Genomic DNA, 15,400 nt, shown 5'->3' with positions numbered 1-15,400 from the left:
ACGAAACCTGCCCAAAAGGACACCTCATGCCCCGCCAGCTTCACCTCAACGCCTTCCTCATGAGCACCGGCCATCACGAAGCCTCGTGGCGGCTGCCCGAGAGCGATCCGTATGCGCACGTCGAGCTGGACCACTATGTGCGGCTCGCCCGGATCGCCGAGCGCGGCAGCTTCGACTCCCTCTTCCTCGCCGACGGGCCGCAGCTGTGGGGCAATCTCGCCCAGCGCCCCGCGGGCGCCCTGGAGCCGCTCACCCTGCTGACCGCGCTGGCGACGGCCACCGAGCAAATCGGGCTGATCGCCACCGCCTCCACCTCGTACAACTCCCCCTACAACCTGGCCCGCAGGTTCGCCTCCCTGGACATCATCAGCGGCGGCCGCGCCGGCTGGAACATCGTCACCACGGCGGGTGCCGAGGCCGCGCGCAACTTCGGTCTGGAGCACGAGCCCGCCCACGCCGACCGGTACGCCCGCGCCGCCGAGTTCCTCGACGTGGCGCTGAAGCTCTGGGACAGCTGGGAGGACGACGCCATCGTCGGTGACAAGGCGGCCGGCGTCTGGGGCGACGACGCGAAGATCCATCCGCCCCGGCACAAGGGGACGTACTTCAGCGTCGAGGGCGCCCTCAATGTGCCCCGCTCGCCCCAGGGTTACCCGCTGCTCGTGCAGGCCGGGTCGAGCGAGGACGGCAAGGCGTTCGCGGCGCGCTACGCGGAGGCCGTGTTCACGGCCCAGCAGACCCTGGCCGACGCCCAGGCCTTCTACGCCGATCTCAAGTCCCGTACGGCGGCCGTCGGCCGGGATCCCGGGCTCATCAAGGTGCTGCCCGGCATCGTGCCCGTCATCGGGTCGACGGAGGCCGAGGCGCGGGCGAACGAGCAGGTCCTGGAGGACCACATCGTGTACACGCACGGCGTGGACCGCCTGGAGCGCCTTCTCCAACTCCCCGCAGGATCGCTGGAGTTGGATGCCCAGCTGCCGTCCGATCTGCCGCCCGAGGACGCCATCGAGGGCGCCAAGAGCCGCTACACGCTGATCGTCGAACTCGCCCGGCGCGAGCGCCTCACCGTCCGGCAGCTGGTCGGCCGGCTCGGCGGCGGACGCGGCCACCTCACCTTCGCGGGCACGCCCGAGCAGGTCGCCGACGCGATCGAGACGTGGTTCACGCAGGGCGCCGCCGACGGCTTCAACATCATGCCCGCCGTGCTGCCCTCCGGTCTCGAGGCCTTCGTCGAGCAGGTCGTCCCGATCCTGCGCGCCCGAGGCCTGCTCCGCACCGAGTACGGCCCCCGCCAGACCCTCCGGGAGCGCTACGGCCTCCCCCGCCCCGCCAACCAGTACTCCACCCAGGAACCCGTCCTCGTCTGAAAGGCCCCCTCCCGTGTCAAGCATCGACATCCAGAAGGTCACCGCCCACATCGGCGCCCGCATCTCCGGCATCGACATCTCCAAGCCGCTCGACGAGGAGACGACCGCCGCCGTCCGCGAGGCGCTCAACGTCCACAAGGCGCTCGTCTTCGAGGACGTGAACCTCGACGACGCGGGCCAGCAGGCCTTCGTCCGCCACCTCGGCGACATCACCACCGCCCACCCGACGGTCTCCTCCGTGGACGGCGTCCCGAACGTCCTGCCCGTCGACAGCGAGCGCGGCCGCGCCGCCAACCACTGGCACACGGACGTCACCTTCGTGCTGAACCCACCGCAGGCCAGCACCCTGCGCTCGATCACGATCCCGCCGTACGGCGGCGAGACCCTGATCGCCAACTCGGCGGCCGCCTACCGCCAGCTTCCCGAATCGCTCCGCCAGTTGGCGGACACGCTGTGGGCCGAGCACACCAACGACTACGACTACGCCGTACCGGAGGAGGAGCTCGACGAGCAGCAGGCCGCCCAGCGCGCCCAGTTCACCTCGATCAAGTACCGCACGGTCCACCCGGTGGTCCGCGTGCACCCGCTGACCGGTGAGCGCGGGCTGTTCATCGGCGGGTTCGCGCAGCGCATCGTGGGCCTGTCGCCGGGCGAGTCCCGCAAGATCCTCGATCTGCTGCAGGCGTATGTCACCCGGCCGGAGAACATCCTGCGCCACCGCTGGTCGGAGAACCAGCTCGTCCTCTTCGACAACCGCATCACCCAGCACTACGCCGTCGACAACTACGACGGTCTGCCGCGCCGTCTGCACCGGGTGACCGTCGCCGGTGACATCCCGGTCGGCATCGAGGGCAAGGAGAGCTACTCGATCGAGGGCGACGCCTCGCACTACACCTCCGTAGCCGCATAGTCACAGTACGTACCGGGCCCGTCCGGATAATGGGCGGTCTCTCCTTCTGAGCGGAGAGGCCGCCCAGACTGTGGGCGTTTTTGCCCATCTCATGGACTGGACGAGCCGCGCCCATGCCCAGCAGCACCACCGAGGTCGAGTCGCCGCCGCAGGCGGACGCCGACGCCACCCTGTCCCACGGCCTCAAGCAGCGCCACCTGTCGATGATCGCCCTCGGCGGGGTCATCGGCGCCGGTCTGTTCGTCGGCTCCGGCGCCGGGATCGCCGCCGCCGGACCCTCCATCGTCGTCGCCTACACCCTCTCCGGTCTCCTCGTGATGCTGGTGATGCGGATGCTCGGCGAGATGTCGGCCGCGTATCCGTCGTCGGGTTCGTTCTCGGCGCACGCGGAACGGGCGATCGGCCCGTGGGCGGGCTTCACCGCGGGCTGGTCCTTCTGGGTGCTGCTCTGCACGGCCGTCGGCCTGGAGGGCATCGGCGCCGCGAAGATCGTGACGGGCTGGCTGCCGCACACGCCCGAATGGGGCTGGGTGGCCCTGTTCATGGTGGTGTTCTGTGTCGCGAACCTGGCCGCCGTGAAGAACTTCGGCGAGTTCGAGTTCTGGTTCGCGGCCCTGAAGGTCGGCGCGATCAGCCTGTTCCTGGTCCTTGGCGTCCTCGCCATCGCGGGCGTGCTCCCCGGCACGGACGCCCCGGGCACGGCGAACCTCACCCACTTCCTGCCGAACGGCAGCGAGGGCCTGATCGTCGGCGTGCTCGCCTCGATCTTCGCGTACGGCGGCCTGGAGACCGTCACCATCGCGGCGGCCGAGTCGCAGGACCCGGTGCGAGGCGTGGCGAGCGCCGTCCGTACCGCGATGTGGCGCATCGCGCTGTTCTACATCGGCTCGATGGCGGTCATCGTGACACTGGTCCCCTGGGACTCGAAGGAGGTCGTCGAGAAGGGCCCGTACGTCGCCGCCCTCGACCACCTCGGCATCCCGGGCGCCGGTCAGCTCATGAACGTGGTCGTCCTGGTCGCCCTACTGTCGGCCATGAACGCCAACATCTACGGCTCCTCGCGCATCGCCTACTCGCTCGTCGAGCGCCGCCAGGGTCCGAAGGTGCTGGGCCGGGTGTCGGGCGGGGTGCCACGGATCGCCGTCCTCGCCTCCTCGGTCTTCGGCTTCGTCTGCGTCGTCCTCAGCTACTGGCGCCCGGACGACGTCTTCCCCTGGCTGCTGAACATGATCGGGGCGGTGATCCTGGTCGTCTGGATCTTCATCGCGGTCAGCCAGCTGCGGCTGCGGGCCCGGCTGAACCGTCAGGCACCCGAGAAGCTGGTGGTCCGGATGTGGGCGTTCCCGTGGCTGACCTGGGTGGCGCTGGCGGCCATGGCGGCGATCTTCGTCCTGATGGCCCGGGAGCCCGGCACCCGGGTGCAGCTCTACTCCACCGGCGGGATGACGGCCGTCCTCGCGGCGGTGGGATACGCCTGGCAGCGGGCCAGGCACTGACGACAGCCGCCCCGCGACGAAGCCCCCGTGTACGCACGGGGGCTTTTTGTTGCTAGCGTGTAGTTGCAAGTTACTTGCAATAAGAGTTCCGGAGGGGACCCCCATGCCCGTCTACACGCTTCCTGACCTGCCGTACGACTACTCCGCGCTCGCGCCCGTGATCAGTCCCGAGATCATCGAGCTGCACCACGACAAGCACCACGCCGCGTATGTGAAGGGCGCCAACGACACGCTGGAGCAGCTCGCGGAGGCGCGGGACAAGGAGTCATGGGCGGCGGTCAACGGTCTGGAGAAGAACCTGGCGTTCCATCTGTCCGGGCACATCCTGCACTCGATCTACTGGCGGAACATGACCGGTGACGGCGGCGGTGAGCCGCTGGCGGCGGACGGCGTGGGCGAGCTCGCGGACGCCATCGCCGAGTCCTTCGGGTCGTTCGCCGGCTTCCGGGCGCAGCTGTCGAAGGCCGCCGCCACCACCCAGGGCTCGGGCTGGGGCGTCCTCGCGTACGAGGCGCTGAGCGGCCGGCTGATCGTCGAGCAGGTCTACGACCACCAGGGCAACGTCGGGCAGGGCTCGGTGCCGATCCTCGTCTTCGACGCCTGGGAGCACGCCTTCTACCTCCAGTACCGCAACCAGAAGGTGGACTTCGTCGAGGCGATGTGGCGGGTCGTCAACTGGCAGGACGTGGCCCGCCGTTACGAGGCCGCGAAGTCCCGTGCGGAGGTACTGCTGCCGGCCCCGTGACCCCGTGAAGCGTCCTGCCTCGTGATCGTCTTCTCACCTTTCACGGAGCGGGCGGATGAAGAGGAAGGCCCTCGCGAGGACGTGACTCGCGAGGGCCTTGCTTGTGCGCCTCCATAAGCGGGGGGCGGGTCGCCCTCCGCGGTCAGGCGTCGCTGGTGTCGGTCGGTGTCGCCTCACCGAGCATGGCGAGGGTCAGCACGTTGCCGGAGATGCCCCAGCCGCCGTCGGCGACCTCTTCCACCAGAACCATGGTGTTGTTGCGGGCGCGCTCGCCGTAGATCTCGACGTACAGCTCGGTGGTGCGGGTGACGATCTCCTCCTGAACGGGTGAACCTTCCGGAACTCGGTGCCTTCCTCAGGACCCGCCGCGACCGCATCCGCCCCGCCGAGGTCGGTCTCCCCCAGGGCCCGCGTCGGCGCGTCCCCGGGCTGCGCCGTGAGGAGGTCGCCCAGTTGGCGGGGCTGTCGGCCGACTACTACACCGAGTTGGAACGCGGCGGCGCGAAGAACGGCGTGCAGCCCTCGGCCCAGACCCTGGCCGCCCTCGCCCGAGCCCTGCGCCTGAACGGCGACGAGCGCGACCACCTGTTTCACCTGGCCGAGCGGCCGGTCCCCCCGACGGCACACGGACCGTCGGCACACGTGCAGCCCGCGCTGCTCGGGCTCCTGGACCGGTTGTCCAACACCCCCGCGCGCGTCATCACCGACCTGCACGAGACGCTGGTGGAGAACGACCTGGCCCGAAGCCTGCTCGGCAGGTCCCCGGCACACCGCGGCCCGGCAGCCAGCTTCGTGTACCGCTGGTTCACCGACCGGGAGGCCCGCGAGAGGTACCCCGTCGAGGACCACCCGCACCACTCCCGGGTGTTCGTGGCCGACCTCCAGGCAGCGGCCGCCCGGCGCGGCCGGGACGCGGAGGTCACCAAGATGGTCGCCGTGCTACGTCGCCGTAGCCCGGAGTTCGCGGCTCTTTGGGACACCCACGACGTCGCGGTGCGCCGCATGGACCACAAGAAGATCGTCCACCCCACGCTCGGCGTCATCGAACTCGACTGCTACAACCTGCTCAGCGAGGACGGACGCCAACGCCTGCTGTGGTTCACCGCGCCGCCCGGAAGCCGGGGAGCCGAGCAGCTGGAACTGCTGTCCGTCATAGGAAGCCAGGACCTGAGCGTCACCGAGGGCACGGCACCGGAGCGGTTGTCCGCGGACGAGTCCGGATCGCAGCGCTGACCCACACCGCACAGGAAGGGCGCCAGGCATGGACAAGCCGAAGGCATACCCGTGATCGCTCGCACCTGACCGGGCTACGAGGCAGCCAGGGGGACATTCAGCGAGATCAGCCCGACCGACCCGGCGCTCATCCGGAGTTCGGTGAGCGCGGCGTTCCGCAGTTGCGGGAAGACGCGGCGGTAGTCGCCCAGCGGGATGGACAGCAGGTCGCAGAGGACCAGCCGGAGCAGGGTGTTGTGGGCGACGACCAGGACGCGTCCGCCCTCGTGGGCGGCGGCGATGCGGTGCAGGGCGGCGGCGCCCCGGTGCGCCGCGGCCCTCGGGTCCTCGGCGCCGGGGAAGGGGTGGGCCACGGGGTCGGCACGGAAGGCCTCCGCCGCCGTCGAATCCTCGGCCGCGAACTCGGCGAGCGTACGGCCCTCCAGCACCCCGAAGTCGCATTCCCGCAGGTCGGCTTCGCGGTGCGGGATGAGGCCGAGGGCGCGGCAGGCGGGCTCGGCGGTGACGATCGCACGGGAGACGGTGGAGGTCCAGATGGCGTCGACGGGATGAGCGGCTACCCAGCGCCCGAGGGCCTCGGCCTGGGCACGGCCGGTCTCGGTCAGACCGACGTCGCTCACCCCCGCGTAACGGTTCTCCGCGTGCCACACGGTCTGGCCGTGACGGGCCAGCAACAGGGTCGTGGTCATGAACCCGCAGTATCCCGGCCCAGGGACCAATGCGCGTGGGCACCACCGGCGGGGAGACGGGTCGTGGTCATGAGGGCGCAGTGTTCCGGTTGAGGCGTTCGTGCGCGTGTGCCGCCACGGGGGAGGGCAGCCAGCCGCGGGCCGACAGTTCGTCGACGAGGCGGGCGTACGGCTCGGCGAACAGGGCGGTGCGGTCGGGGTGGGGTTCGAGGACGGCGTGGATGCGGACCATGCGGTCGGCCACGTCCGTCAGGGGGCCCGCGCCCGTTCCGTGGGCGGCCAGGGCGGCCATGCCGAGGGCCGGTTCGGTCTGTTCCGGTACGCGGGCGAAATGGCCGAGGATGTCGGCGCGGAGCTGGTTCCAGTACGGGCTGCGGGCGCCGCCGCCGGTGAAGGTGAGGGGGCCGGCGAGCGGGGCGCCCAGGTGGTCGAGGTAGTCCAGGCAGAGGCGTTCGGTGAAGGCGACGCCCTGGAGCAGCGCGGCCCACAGGTCGGCCTCCCCCTCGGGTTCGCCCAGGACCAGGGCGGAGGCCTGCGGGGCCAAGAAGGGGAAGCGTTCGCCGGGCGACACGAGCGGGTACGCGACCGCACCCGAGGGCTCATGGGCGGCCGCCCGTGCGTCCATCGCGGCCGGGTCGGCGCCCGCGAAGGCGGCGGCCAGCACGCCCGCGCCCACGCTGGACGCCCCGCCGGGCAGCCAACTGCCGTCCGGTGCACGGTGGTTGTAGACCACGCCCGTCGCATCGCGGACGGGGGTGGAAGAGGCCCCCTTGAGGACGAGCGTCGTGCCGAGCACCGAGTTCCAGGAGCCCGGCCGCAGCGCGCCGGACGCGATCTGCGCCGCGCAGCCGTCGGTCATCCCGGCGATCACCGGGGTGCCGGCGGGGATGCCGGTGGCGTCCGCGGCGGCCGGGCAGACCTCGCCGAGCGGGGTGCCGGGCCGTACGACCTCGGGCAGTTCGGGCGCGCCGGGGATGTCCGGCCAGGCGTCGCCCTCCACGTCGTAGGCCGTCTTGAGGGCATGGCTGGAGTCGGTGGGAACGGGACGGCCGACCAGCCGGGCGGCGACGAGGTCCGGCTGGTGGGTGATGCGCCCCTGCCCGTGCGTGCGCAGGAGCCACAGTGCCTTCGGCAGCCCCCAGGTGTTCTGCACCGTGAGCCCCGCCCCCCGCAGCCGCTCCGCCTCGGCCCAGGCCCGCCCGTCGTCGTACATCAGGGCGGGGCTCACCGGCCGCCCCGCCGCATCCGTGAGCAGCACGGTCCCGGAGGTCCCGCACACCGCGAGCCCGCCGATGCGGAAAGGCCGTTCCCGGAGGGCGACGCGGGCGGCCGTGCACACCGCCGGCCACCACTCCCCCGGATCCTGCTCGTGCCGCACCCCGTCCCGCACCCCCGCCAGGGGGGCCGAGCCGGCGCCGAGGACCGTGCCGTCGGCGGCGACGAGCAGCGCACGGACGCTCTGCGTGCCCAGGTCGATCCCCAGCCACGCCTCGCCCTCGTATCCCATGCGGACCTCCCACGGATCGCGACCCGGGATGTGAACTTCACACTCTGCACTGAGATTTTCGCCTGCGCGAGGGATTGACGGCCATCTTCCGCCGTTACACCCTCGGGACACGACCGCCGGCGCTTCCTCGGCCGCACCGCAGGACGACTGATCGGGACACGATGAGCAGCAACAGCAGCGCCGGCAGCGCGCACCAGCAGGGGCCCGCGGCCCGGCAGGCCGCCATGGCCGAGCTGGTCCTGGCCGACGGTTCGGCGACCGCTGCGGAGCTCGCCGAGCGGTTCGGGGTGAGCCTGATGACCATCCACCGGGACCTCGACGAGCTGGAGCGGCAGGGCCTGGTGAGAAAGTTCAGGGGCGGGGTGACCGCCCAGCCGTCCGGGGTGTTCGAGTCGAACGTGCAGTACCGGCTGAAGACCATGCGGGCACAGAAGGCCGCCGTCGCCGAGCAGGCGCTGAGGTCGATAGAGCCCGGCATGGCGATCATGCTGGACGACTCCACCTCCACCCTGGAGCTGGCCCGCAGGCTGCGCCTCGGCGAGATCACCCCGCTGACGGTCGTCACCAACTTCCTGGAGGCGATCAACCTGCTCGCCGACCAGCGGGGCATCCATCTGATGGCCCTCGGCGGCGACTACGACCCACTGCACTCGTCGTTCCTCGGGGTGTCCTGCGTGGAGGCGGTGCAGTCGCTGCGGGTGGACGTGTGCTTCGCGTCGACGTCCGCCGTGCACGGGGGTTACGCCTACCACCAGGAGCAGCACATCGTGTCGGTGAAGCGGGCGATGCTCGACTCGGCCGCCCGCAACGTCCTGCTGATCGACCACACCAAGCTCGCCCGCACCGCCCTGCACCGGGTCGCCCCGCTCTCCCGCTTCGACCTGCTCCTCGTCGACGACGGGGCGTCGGCTCAGGCGCTGCGGGACCTGGACGAGCACAAGGTCACCTATCAGGTCTGCGCCACGAAGGACGGCGACGACCGAGCCGGAGCCACGTGATCCGCGCCTCCCGGTGCGGCCTCGAGACAGGAGACTCCCCGCGATGAGCGAACCCGTGCGTGTCGTCGCCGCCGGCGACCACTTCATCCTGCCGTCGCTCATCACGGCGGCGCTCAACCAGGAACACGCATGTGAGGTACGTGAGTTGACCCTCGGCTGGCCACTCGAACCCTTCGGCCCGGTGGCCGAGGTGTCGGAGGCCAGCGACGCCGAGGACGAGCTGATCGACGCGCTCGCGGGGGCGCAGGTGCTGGTCACCCAGATGGGACCGGTGACGGAGCGCGTCCTGGACGCCTGCCCGGACCTGCGGCTGGTGGTCGTGTGCCGGGGCGGCCCGGTCAACGTCAACCTGGACGCGGCCAAGCGGCACGACGTCCGCGTCTGCTTCGCCCCCGGCCGCAACGCCGCCGCCACCGCCGAGTTCACCGTCGGCCTGATGCTGGCGGCCCTGCGGCGCATCCCCCAGGCTCACAACCTCCTCGCCGGGGAGGGCAGTTGGCAGGGGGCGACGTACTACACGTACGAACACAGCGGACTGGAGCTGGAGGACCTGCCGGTCGGGCTCGTCGGTTACGGGGCGGTGGGCAGCCGGGTCGCTCGGGCGCTGTGTGCGTTCGGGGCGCAGGTGATGGTCCACGACCCTTATGTGCGGGGCGAGATCCACGGGCTGCGGGTGTTGTCACTGGACGACCTGCTGCGGCGGTCTCAGGTGATCAGCCTGCATGCGCGGCTCACCGACGAGACCCGGGGCCTGATCGGTGCGCGCGAACTGGGGCTCATGCCTCCGGGGGCGGTGGTCGTGAACGTGGCGCGCGGGCCGCTGCTGGATGAGGACGCGTTGTGCGACGCGCTGGAGAGCGGGCGGCTGTCGGCTGCCGCCCTCGACACGTACGCGACGGAGCCCGTGCCGGAGGGGTCGCGGTTGTTCGGGCTGCGGGAGCGGGTGGTGATGACGCCGCATCTGGGCGGGGCTTCGCGTGCGGTGGCTTCGAAGGCCGCGGGGATCGCTGCCGCTGAGGTGGGGCGGTGGGCGAGGGGGGAGCCCCTCGCCCACGCGTTGACATGACTGCCGGGGAGTCGTTTTTCGTCTGCGGCGCCGTTGTGGCCGGTCGCGCCCCGCGGCGGAGCCGCTTATCGACACAGCCCCGCGCCCCTTCGGGGGCGCTACCGGACCGTAAGGGAGAGCCGCTATGTACGTTGGGATTGACGTCGGTACGTCCATGGTGAAGGCCGCCGCGTTTGACGGTGCGGGGTGTGAACTTGCCGTTGAGGCGCGGCCTGTGGGGCTCGAGCTGCACGGTGGTGTCGTCGAGCAGGACATGGAGGAGGTGTACGCGGCCGTCGTCGGGGTGCTGGAGGCCGTCGTCGCGCGGGTGGCCGAGCCGGTGGAGCTTGCCGGGCTGACCGGGCAGGGGGACGGTGTCTGGCTGGTCGACAAGGACGGGCGGCCGGTTCGGGCCGCTGCCTCCTGGATGGACGGGCGGGCGCATGAGCTGCTTGATCAGTGGCTGGCGGACGGGACCTTCGAGACGGTGTTCCGGCGGACGGGCAGTGCCATGTTCCCAGGGTGTCCGGGGCCGCTGCTGGCCTGGCTCGACCGTTACGAGCCGAAGTCCCTCGACGCGGCGGCCACGGCCCTGTACTGCAAGGACATGGTGTTCCGGCGGCTGACGGGGGCGCCGGTGACGACGGATGTGTCGGACGCGTCGATGCCGTTCCTCGATCCGCGGACGCGGGCGTACGACAACCGGGTGGTGGAGTTGCTGGGGCTGACCCACCGCCGTGGGCTGCTCGCTCCCGTCGGGGACCCGATCGCGACGGCCGAGGCGCGCGGCGAGGGCCTGCCGGCCGGCACACGGCTGGCGAACGGCCCGTACGACCTCCCCTCGTGCGCGCTCGGTGCGGGTGTCACGACCCCGGGGGACGGTCTGCTCATCGTCGGCACCTGCCTGGCCAGCCTGGTCGCCACGACCGAACTCGACCTGACCGGCGAGCCGGCCGGCCTGTACATCTCCACCGACCGTCCCGGTCACTGGCTGCGCGCCATGCCCGCGATGGTCGGCACGGCGGCTCTGGACTGGGTGCTGTCGACGACGGGCGTCCACCACGAGGAGGTCGACGGGCTGCTCGCCGGGACGCCGCCGGGCGCGAACGGCGTCCGCGTGCTGCCGTACTTCGCGCCGTCCGGCGAGCGCGCGCCGTTCGTCGAGCCGCGGCTGCGTGCCGAACTCACCGGTGTCTCCCTGGAGTCGACGAAGGGCGACCTGGTCCGCGCCACCTGCGAGGGCATCGGGTACGCGGCCCGCCACTGTCTGGAGGCGGCGGGCCTCACGGGCTCGCTGGCCGTCTGCGGCGGGGGTACCCGCAGCCCCGCCTGGATGCGGCTGCTCGCCGATGTCCTGGGACGGCCGTTGCGGGTCGTCGAGGGTGAAGTGGGGGCGCGGGGCGCGGTGTTGGCCGCGGCCGAGCGGTACGGCGTCGGCCTGGACGCGAGCGCGTGGACCGAGCCGACGGCGGTCGTGGAGCCGGACGCGGCCCGGGCGGCGTACTACGCGAAGGCGTACGAGGACCATCTGTCCCGGCTCGCGCAGGCGCGGGGAAGGGCGCGGGCGTGACCGGCGCACCACCGGGACCCGGGGATTCCGGGGGCGCGTGCGCCGAACAGGCGCTGTACTACCGGTGACGGCGAGGAGGCGCGGATGTTCTTCAAGGACAAGCACTGCCCGACCTGCGGGGGCAGCGGCACCCAGGTGTTCAGGCCGCTCAACGACAAGGAAAGGGCGACCGTCGAGCCGGAGCACCGCCGGTTGACCGACCTGTGGCGCTGCACCGCCCCGGGCTGCCGGTGGTACCAGCGCTGGAGCAAGCAGAGCGCGGGAAGCCGGCTCCCGGAGGAGCTCAAGAATCCGGAAGCCGGCTCCGCCTGATCCCTACAGGTTGCTGAAGTCCGGGCCCTTCGTACGCGTGCGCTTGATCTCGTAGAAGCCCGGGACCGAGGCGACCGCGAGCGTGCCGTCCCAGAGGCGGGCGGCTTCCTCGCCCTTGGGGGCCGGGGTGACGACCGGGCCGAAGAAGGCGATCTGCTCGCCGTCGGGGCCGGGGACCGCGATGACCGGGGTGCCGACGTCCTGACCGACCTTGTCGATGCCCTCCTTGTGGGAGGCGCGCAGCTCGGCGTCGAACTCGAAGTCCTTCTGGTCGAAGTACTCGATCAGGTCGGCGGGCAGGCCGACGTCCGCCAGGGCGCCTTCGACGGCCTCGCGCGTCGGGCCCTGGCCCTCGTTGTGGATACGGGTGCCGAGCGCGGTGTAGAGCGGGCCGAGGATGTCGGAGCCGTGCTTCTGCCAGGCGGCGGTGACCACCCGGATCGGCTGCCAGGCCTTGGTCTCCAGCAGCTCGCGGTACTCCTCGGGCAGCTCGTCGATCTTGGGCTCGTTGAGCACCGCGAGGCTCATGATGTGCCAACGGACCTCGATGTTCCGGACCTTCTCCACCTCCAGCACCCACCGGGAGGTCATCCAGGCCCAGGGGCACAGCGGGTCGAACCAGAAGTCGACGGGCGTCTTCGCGGCGGAGCTGCTCGCGGTCTCGGACATGGCTCTCCTAGGAAAAGTGTTCGTTTCAACCCGCAACAACAGCCCTCCCCGTCCCCATTCCCGAGTGCCCGGTGCCAGTGCCCCATGGCAGGATCAGCCCTGTCCACATACCGAACACCAGCCGAGGGAGCGCTGCCCGTGCCCGGTGAGAATCTGACCCGCGACGAGGCCCGGGAGCGGGCCGCCCTGCTGTCCGTCGACGGGTACGAGGTGTCCCTCGATCTGCGTACGGCGGTGGGGGACTCGGACGGGGACGGTCCGCGGACCTTCCGGTCCGTCACCACGATCCGCTTCCGCAGCAACGAGCCCGGCGCCGCCACCTTCGCCGACCTGATCGCGCCGAGTGTGACCTCCGTCTCACTCAACGGGAGGGACCTCGACCCCGGGCAGGTCTTCGACGGCTCCCGGATCCTCCTGGAGGACCTCGCCGCCGAGAACGAGCTGGTCGTCGACGCGCAGTGCGCCTACTCCCGCACCGGCGAGGGCCTGCACCGCTTCGTCGACCCGGAGGACGGCGAGGTGTACCTGTACACCCAGTACGAGCCGGCCGACTCCCGCCGGGTCTTCGCCAACTTCGAGCAGCCGGACCTCAAGGCCCCCTTCCGCTTCGAGGTGCGGGCGCCGGAGGGGTGGACGGTCTGGAGCAACGGCGTCGGCGAGCAGGCGGACGGGGTGTGGAGGTTCGCGGAGACCAAGCCGATCTCCACCTACATCACCTGCGTGGTGGCGGGGCCGTACCACTACGTCACGGACTCCTACGAGCGGACCTTCGAGGACGGCACGCGCCTGGAGATCCCCCTCGGCGCCCTGTGCCGCAAGGGCCTGGCGCCCTACTTCGACTCGGACGACGTCTTCCTCGTCACCAAGCAGGGCCTGGACTTCTTCCACGACCACTTCGACTACCCCTACCCCTTCGGGAAGTACGACCAGGCGTTCGTCCCCGAGTACAACCTGGGCGCGATGGAGAACCCGGGTCTTGTCACCTTCCGCGAGGAGTTCATCTTCCGCGGCAAGGTCACGCGGGCCTCGTACGAGGGGCGGGCCAACGTCATCCTGCACGAGATGGCGCACATGTGGTTCGGCGACCTGGTCACCATGGTGTGGTGGGACGACCTGTGGCTGAAGGAGTCCTTCGCGGACTTCATGGGCACCTTCGCGAACGTCGGCGCGACCCGCTTCACCGACGCCTGGATCACCTTCGCCAACCGCCGCAAGGCCTGGGCGTACCGCGCCGACCAGCTGCCCTCCACCCATCCGATCACCGCCGACATCCGCGACCTCCAGGACGCGAAGCTCAACTTCGACGGCATCACGTACGCCAAGGGCGCGTCGGTGCTCAAGCAGCTGGTCGCGTACGTCGGCCAGGACGCCTTCCTGGAGGGCGCGCGCCGCTACTTCAAGCGGAACGCGTACGGCAACACGCGCCTCGGCGATCTGCTGTCGGTGCTGGAGGAGACCAGCGGCCGGGACATGGCGAGCTGGGCGCGGAAGTGGCTGCAGACCGCCGGGGTCAACTCCCTCACCCCGCAGGTGCTGCTGGACGCGGAGGGGCGGGTCGACGAGCTGGCCGTGCTGCAGGAGGCGGCCGAGTCGCATCCCGAGCTGAGGCCGCACCGGGTGGCGGTGGGCCTGTACCGGCGCACCGGCGAGGGCGCCCTGGAGCGGTACGCCCGGGTCGAGGTGGACGTCGACGGTCCGCGTACGGTCGTGGCGGAGCTGGCGGGTGCCGAGGCGCCGGAGCTGGTGCTCGTCAACGACGACGACCTCACGTACTGCAAGATCCGCTTCGACGACACCTCGCTGGCCACCCTGCGCGAGCACCTCGGATCGGTCACCGACCCGCTGGCCCGCGCCCTGTGCTGGTCGGCGCTGTGGAACCTGACCCGGGACGCGCTGCTGCCCGCCGCGGACTTCGTGGACCTGGTGACGCGGTTCGCGCGCCGCGAGTCCGACATCGGCGTGCTGCAGATGCTGCACGCCTGGGCGAACTCGGCGCTGGTCCACTATGCGGCGCCGGCCTGGCGGCCGACCGGTGAGCGGCTGCTGGCCGAGGTCGCCCTGCGGGACCTGCGGGCGGCCGAGCCGGGCAGCGAGCAGCAGCTGGCCTGGGCCCGTTTCCTCGCCACGGTGGCGGCAGGGCCGGACGAACTGGCGCTGCTGCGCGGCCTGTTGGACGGCACGGAGAAGGTCGACGGTCTCGAGGTGGACCAGGAGCTGCGCTGGGCGTTCCTGGAGCCGCTGGCCGCACACGGGGCCGCGGACGAGACGGTGCTGGCGGCCGAGCTGGCCCGCGACGACACGGCGTCGGGCAAGCGCCACCAGGTCCGCTGCCTGGCCGCCCGCCCCTCCGAAGCGGTGAAGGCGCAGGCCTGGGCGCAGGTGGTGGAGTCGGACGCACTGTCCAATGCCCTGGTGGAGGCGACGATCGCGGGCTTCGCGCAGCCCTCGCAGCGGGAGCTGATCGCGCCGTACGCCCCGAAGTACTTCGCGGCGATCCAGCGGGTGTGGCGGGAGCGGTCGATCCAGATCGGCATGGACGTGGTCCGGGGGCTGTTCCCCTCCTACCCGACGGCGCAGGGCGCGCAGGCGACGCTGGACGCGGCGGACGCGTGGCTCGGGGCCCACGAGGACGCGGCACCGGCGCTGCGCAGGCTGGTCCTGGAGGCGCGCGACGATCTGGCGCGGGCGCTGCGGGCCCAGGCGGCGGGCGCCCAGCCCCAGACCTTGGCCAACGATTGATCCGCCCGTGACCGTTACGGAATCCGGTCAATAACACCCGTAACCCCTGGTCCGACCCGAACGGACCAGGGGTTTTGACTGCCCTATCGGCACCCGAACAAGCGTCCTTTAGTGCCACCT

At 71.2% G+C, this 15,400-nt stretch carries 14 protein-coding genes; 10 read left to right on the top strand and 4 right to left on the bottom strand.

Features of this window, described 5'->3' with window-relative positions:
* Positions 1 to 26: 26 nt before the first annotated feature.
* The 4 genes from ACIBW9_RS02235 to ACIBW9_RS02220 all read left to right on the top strand — a co-directional run bounded on the left by ACIBW9_RS02235 (position 27) and on the right by ACIBW9_RS02220 (position 4,518).
* Positions 27 to 1,367, top strand: coding sequence for an LLM class flavin-dependent oxidoreductase (locus ACIBW9_RS02235; protein WP_398950349.1), 1,341 nt, complete (start codon positions 27 to 29; stop codon positions 1,365 to 1,367).
* 13 nt (positions 1,368 to 1,380) lie between these two features.
* Positions 1,381 to 2,277: a TauD/TfdA dioxygenase family protein gene (locus ACIBW9_RS02230; protein ID WP_398950347.1), complete on the top strand. Its 897-nt coding sequence runs from the start codon at positions 1,381 to 1,383 to the stop codon at positions 2,275 to 2,277.
* Between the two features lie 113 nt (positions 2,278 to 2,390).
* Positions 2,391 to 3,773, top strand: coding sequence for an amino acid permease (locus ACIBW9_RS02225; protein ID WP_398950345.1), 1,383 nt, complete (start codon positions 2,391 to 2,393; stop codon positions 3,771 to 3,773).
* Positions 3,774 to 3,876: 103 nt separating this feature from the next.
* Positions 3,877 to 4,518, top strand: a complete 642-nt coding sequence (locus tag ACIBW9_RS02220; RefSeq protein WP_398950343.1) for a superoxide dismutase — start codon at positions 3,877 to 3,879, stop codon at positions 4,516 to 4,518.
* Between the two features lie 142 nt (positions 4,519 to 4,660).
* On the opposite strand, the gene ACIBW9_RS02215 is transcribed toward ACIBW9_RS02220, so the two are convergent.
* Complete coding sequence (locus ACIBW9_RS02215) at positions 4,661 to 4,831, bottom strand: tautomerase family protein (protein WP_398952059.1); 171 nt, start codon at positions 4,829 to 4,831, stop codon at positions 4,661 to 4,663.
* A 14-nt stretch (positions 4,832 to 4,845) separates the two neighbouring features.
* On the opposite strand from ACIBW9_RS02215, the gene ACIBW9_RS02210 reads away from it, so the two are divergent.
* Positions 4,846 to 5,751 carry a helix-turn-helix domain-containing protein gene (locus ACIBW9_RS02210; RefSeq protein WP_398950341.1) on the top strand — a complete coding sequence of 302 codons (906 nt, stop codon included), beginning with the start codon at positions 4,846 to 4,848 and terminating at the stop codon, positions 5,749 to 5,751.
* A 74-nt stretch (positions 5,752 to 5,825) separates the two neighbouring features.
* On the opposite strand, the gene ACIBW9_RS02205 is transcribed toward ACIBW9_RS02210, so the two are convergent.
* Together ACIBW9_RS02205 and ACIBW9_RS02200 are read right to left on the bottom strand one after the other, a co-directional pair.
* Positions 5,826 to 6,440, bottom strand: a complete 615-nt coding sequence (locus ACIBW9_RS02205) for a histidine phosphatase family protein (RefSeq protein WP_398950339.1) — start codon at positions 6,438 to 6,440, stop codon at positions 5,826 to 5,828.
* Between the two features lie 67 nt (positions 6,441 to 6,507).
* Entirely contained in the window at positions 6,508 to 7,947 is a 1,440-nt protein-coding gene (locus ACIBW9_RS02200; RefSeq protein ID WP_398950337.1) for an FGGY-family carbohydrate kinase, read from the bottom strand.
* A gap of 161 nt (positions 7,948 to 8,108) precedes the next feature.
* On the opposite strand from ACIBW9_RS02200, the gene ACIBW9_RS02195 reads away from it, so the two are divergent.
* From ACIBW9_RS02195 to ACIBW9_RS02180, 4 genes are all read left to right on the top strand, one after another.
* Positions 8,109 to 8,945 (top strand): DeoR/GlpR family DNA-binding transcription regulator, encoded by an 837-nt coding sequence (locus ACIBW9_RS02195; protein WP_398950336.1) that lies wholly within the window; start codon positions 8,109 to 8,111, stop codon positions 8,943 to 8,945.
* A gap of 43 nt (positions 8,946 to 8,988) precedes the next feature.
* Positions 8,989 to 10,011 (top strand): 2-hydroxyacid dehydrogenase, encoded by a 1,023-nt coding sequence (locus tag ACIBW9_RS02190; RefSeq protein ID WP_398950334.1) that lies wholly within the window; start codon positions 8,989 to 8,991, stop codon positions 10,009 to 10,011.
* A gap of 124 nt (positions 10,012 to 10,135) precedes the next feature.
* Positions 10,136 to 11,560, top strand: a complete 1,425-nt coding sequence (locus ACIBW9_RS02185; protein ID WP_398950332.1) for an FGGY family carbohydrate kinase — start codon at positions 10,136 to 10,138, stop codon at positions 11,558 to 11,560.
* Between the two features lie 84 nt (positions 11,561 to 11,644).
* The gene (locus ACIBW9_RS02180; RefSeq protein WP_398950330.1) at positions 11,645 to 11,872 is read left to right on the top strand and encodes a hypothetical protein; all 228 of its coding nucleotides are present in this window, start codon (positions 11,645 to 11,647) and stop codon (positions 11,870 to 11,872) included.
* Positions 11,873 to 11,875: 3 nt separating this feature from the next.
* On the opposite strand, the gene ACIBW9_RS02175 is transcribed toward ACIBW9_RS02180, so the two are convergent.
* On the bottom strand, positions 11,876 to 12,541 hold the full coding sequence (locus ACIBW9_RS02175; RefSeq protein ID WP_115908144.1) for a DsbA family protein: 666 nt from the start codon (positions 12,539 to 12,541) through the stop codon (positions 11,876 to 11,878).
* Positions 12,542 to 12,679: 138 nt separating this feature from the next.
* Here ACIBW9_RS02175 and pepN point away from each other — a divergent pair, with 138 nt between their 5' ends.
* Positions 12,680 to 15,280, top strand: a complete 2,601-nt coding sequence (pepN, locus tag ACIBW9_RS02170) for an aminopeptidase N (RefSeq protein WP_398950328.1) — start codon at positions 12,680 to 12,682, stop codon at positions 15,278 to 15,280.
* Positions 15,281 to 15,400 lie beyond the last annotated feature (120 nt).

The sequence above is a fragment of the Streptomyces sp. NPDC049541 genome (assembly GCF_044465725.1).
GTDB lineage: Bacteria > Actinomycetota > Actinomycetes > Streptomycetales > Streptomycetaceae > Streptomyces.
This window is presented reverse-complemented; position numbering and strand designations above follow the sequence as displayed.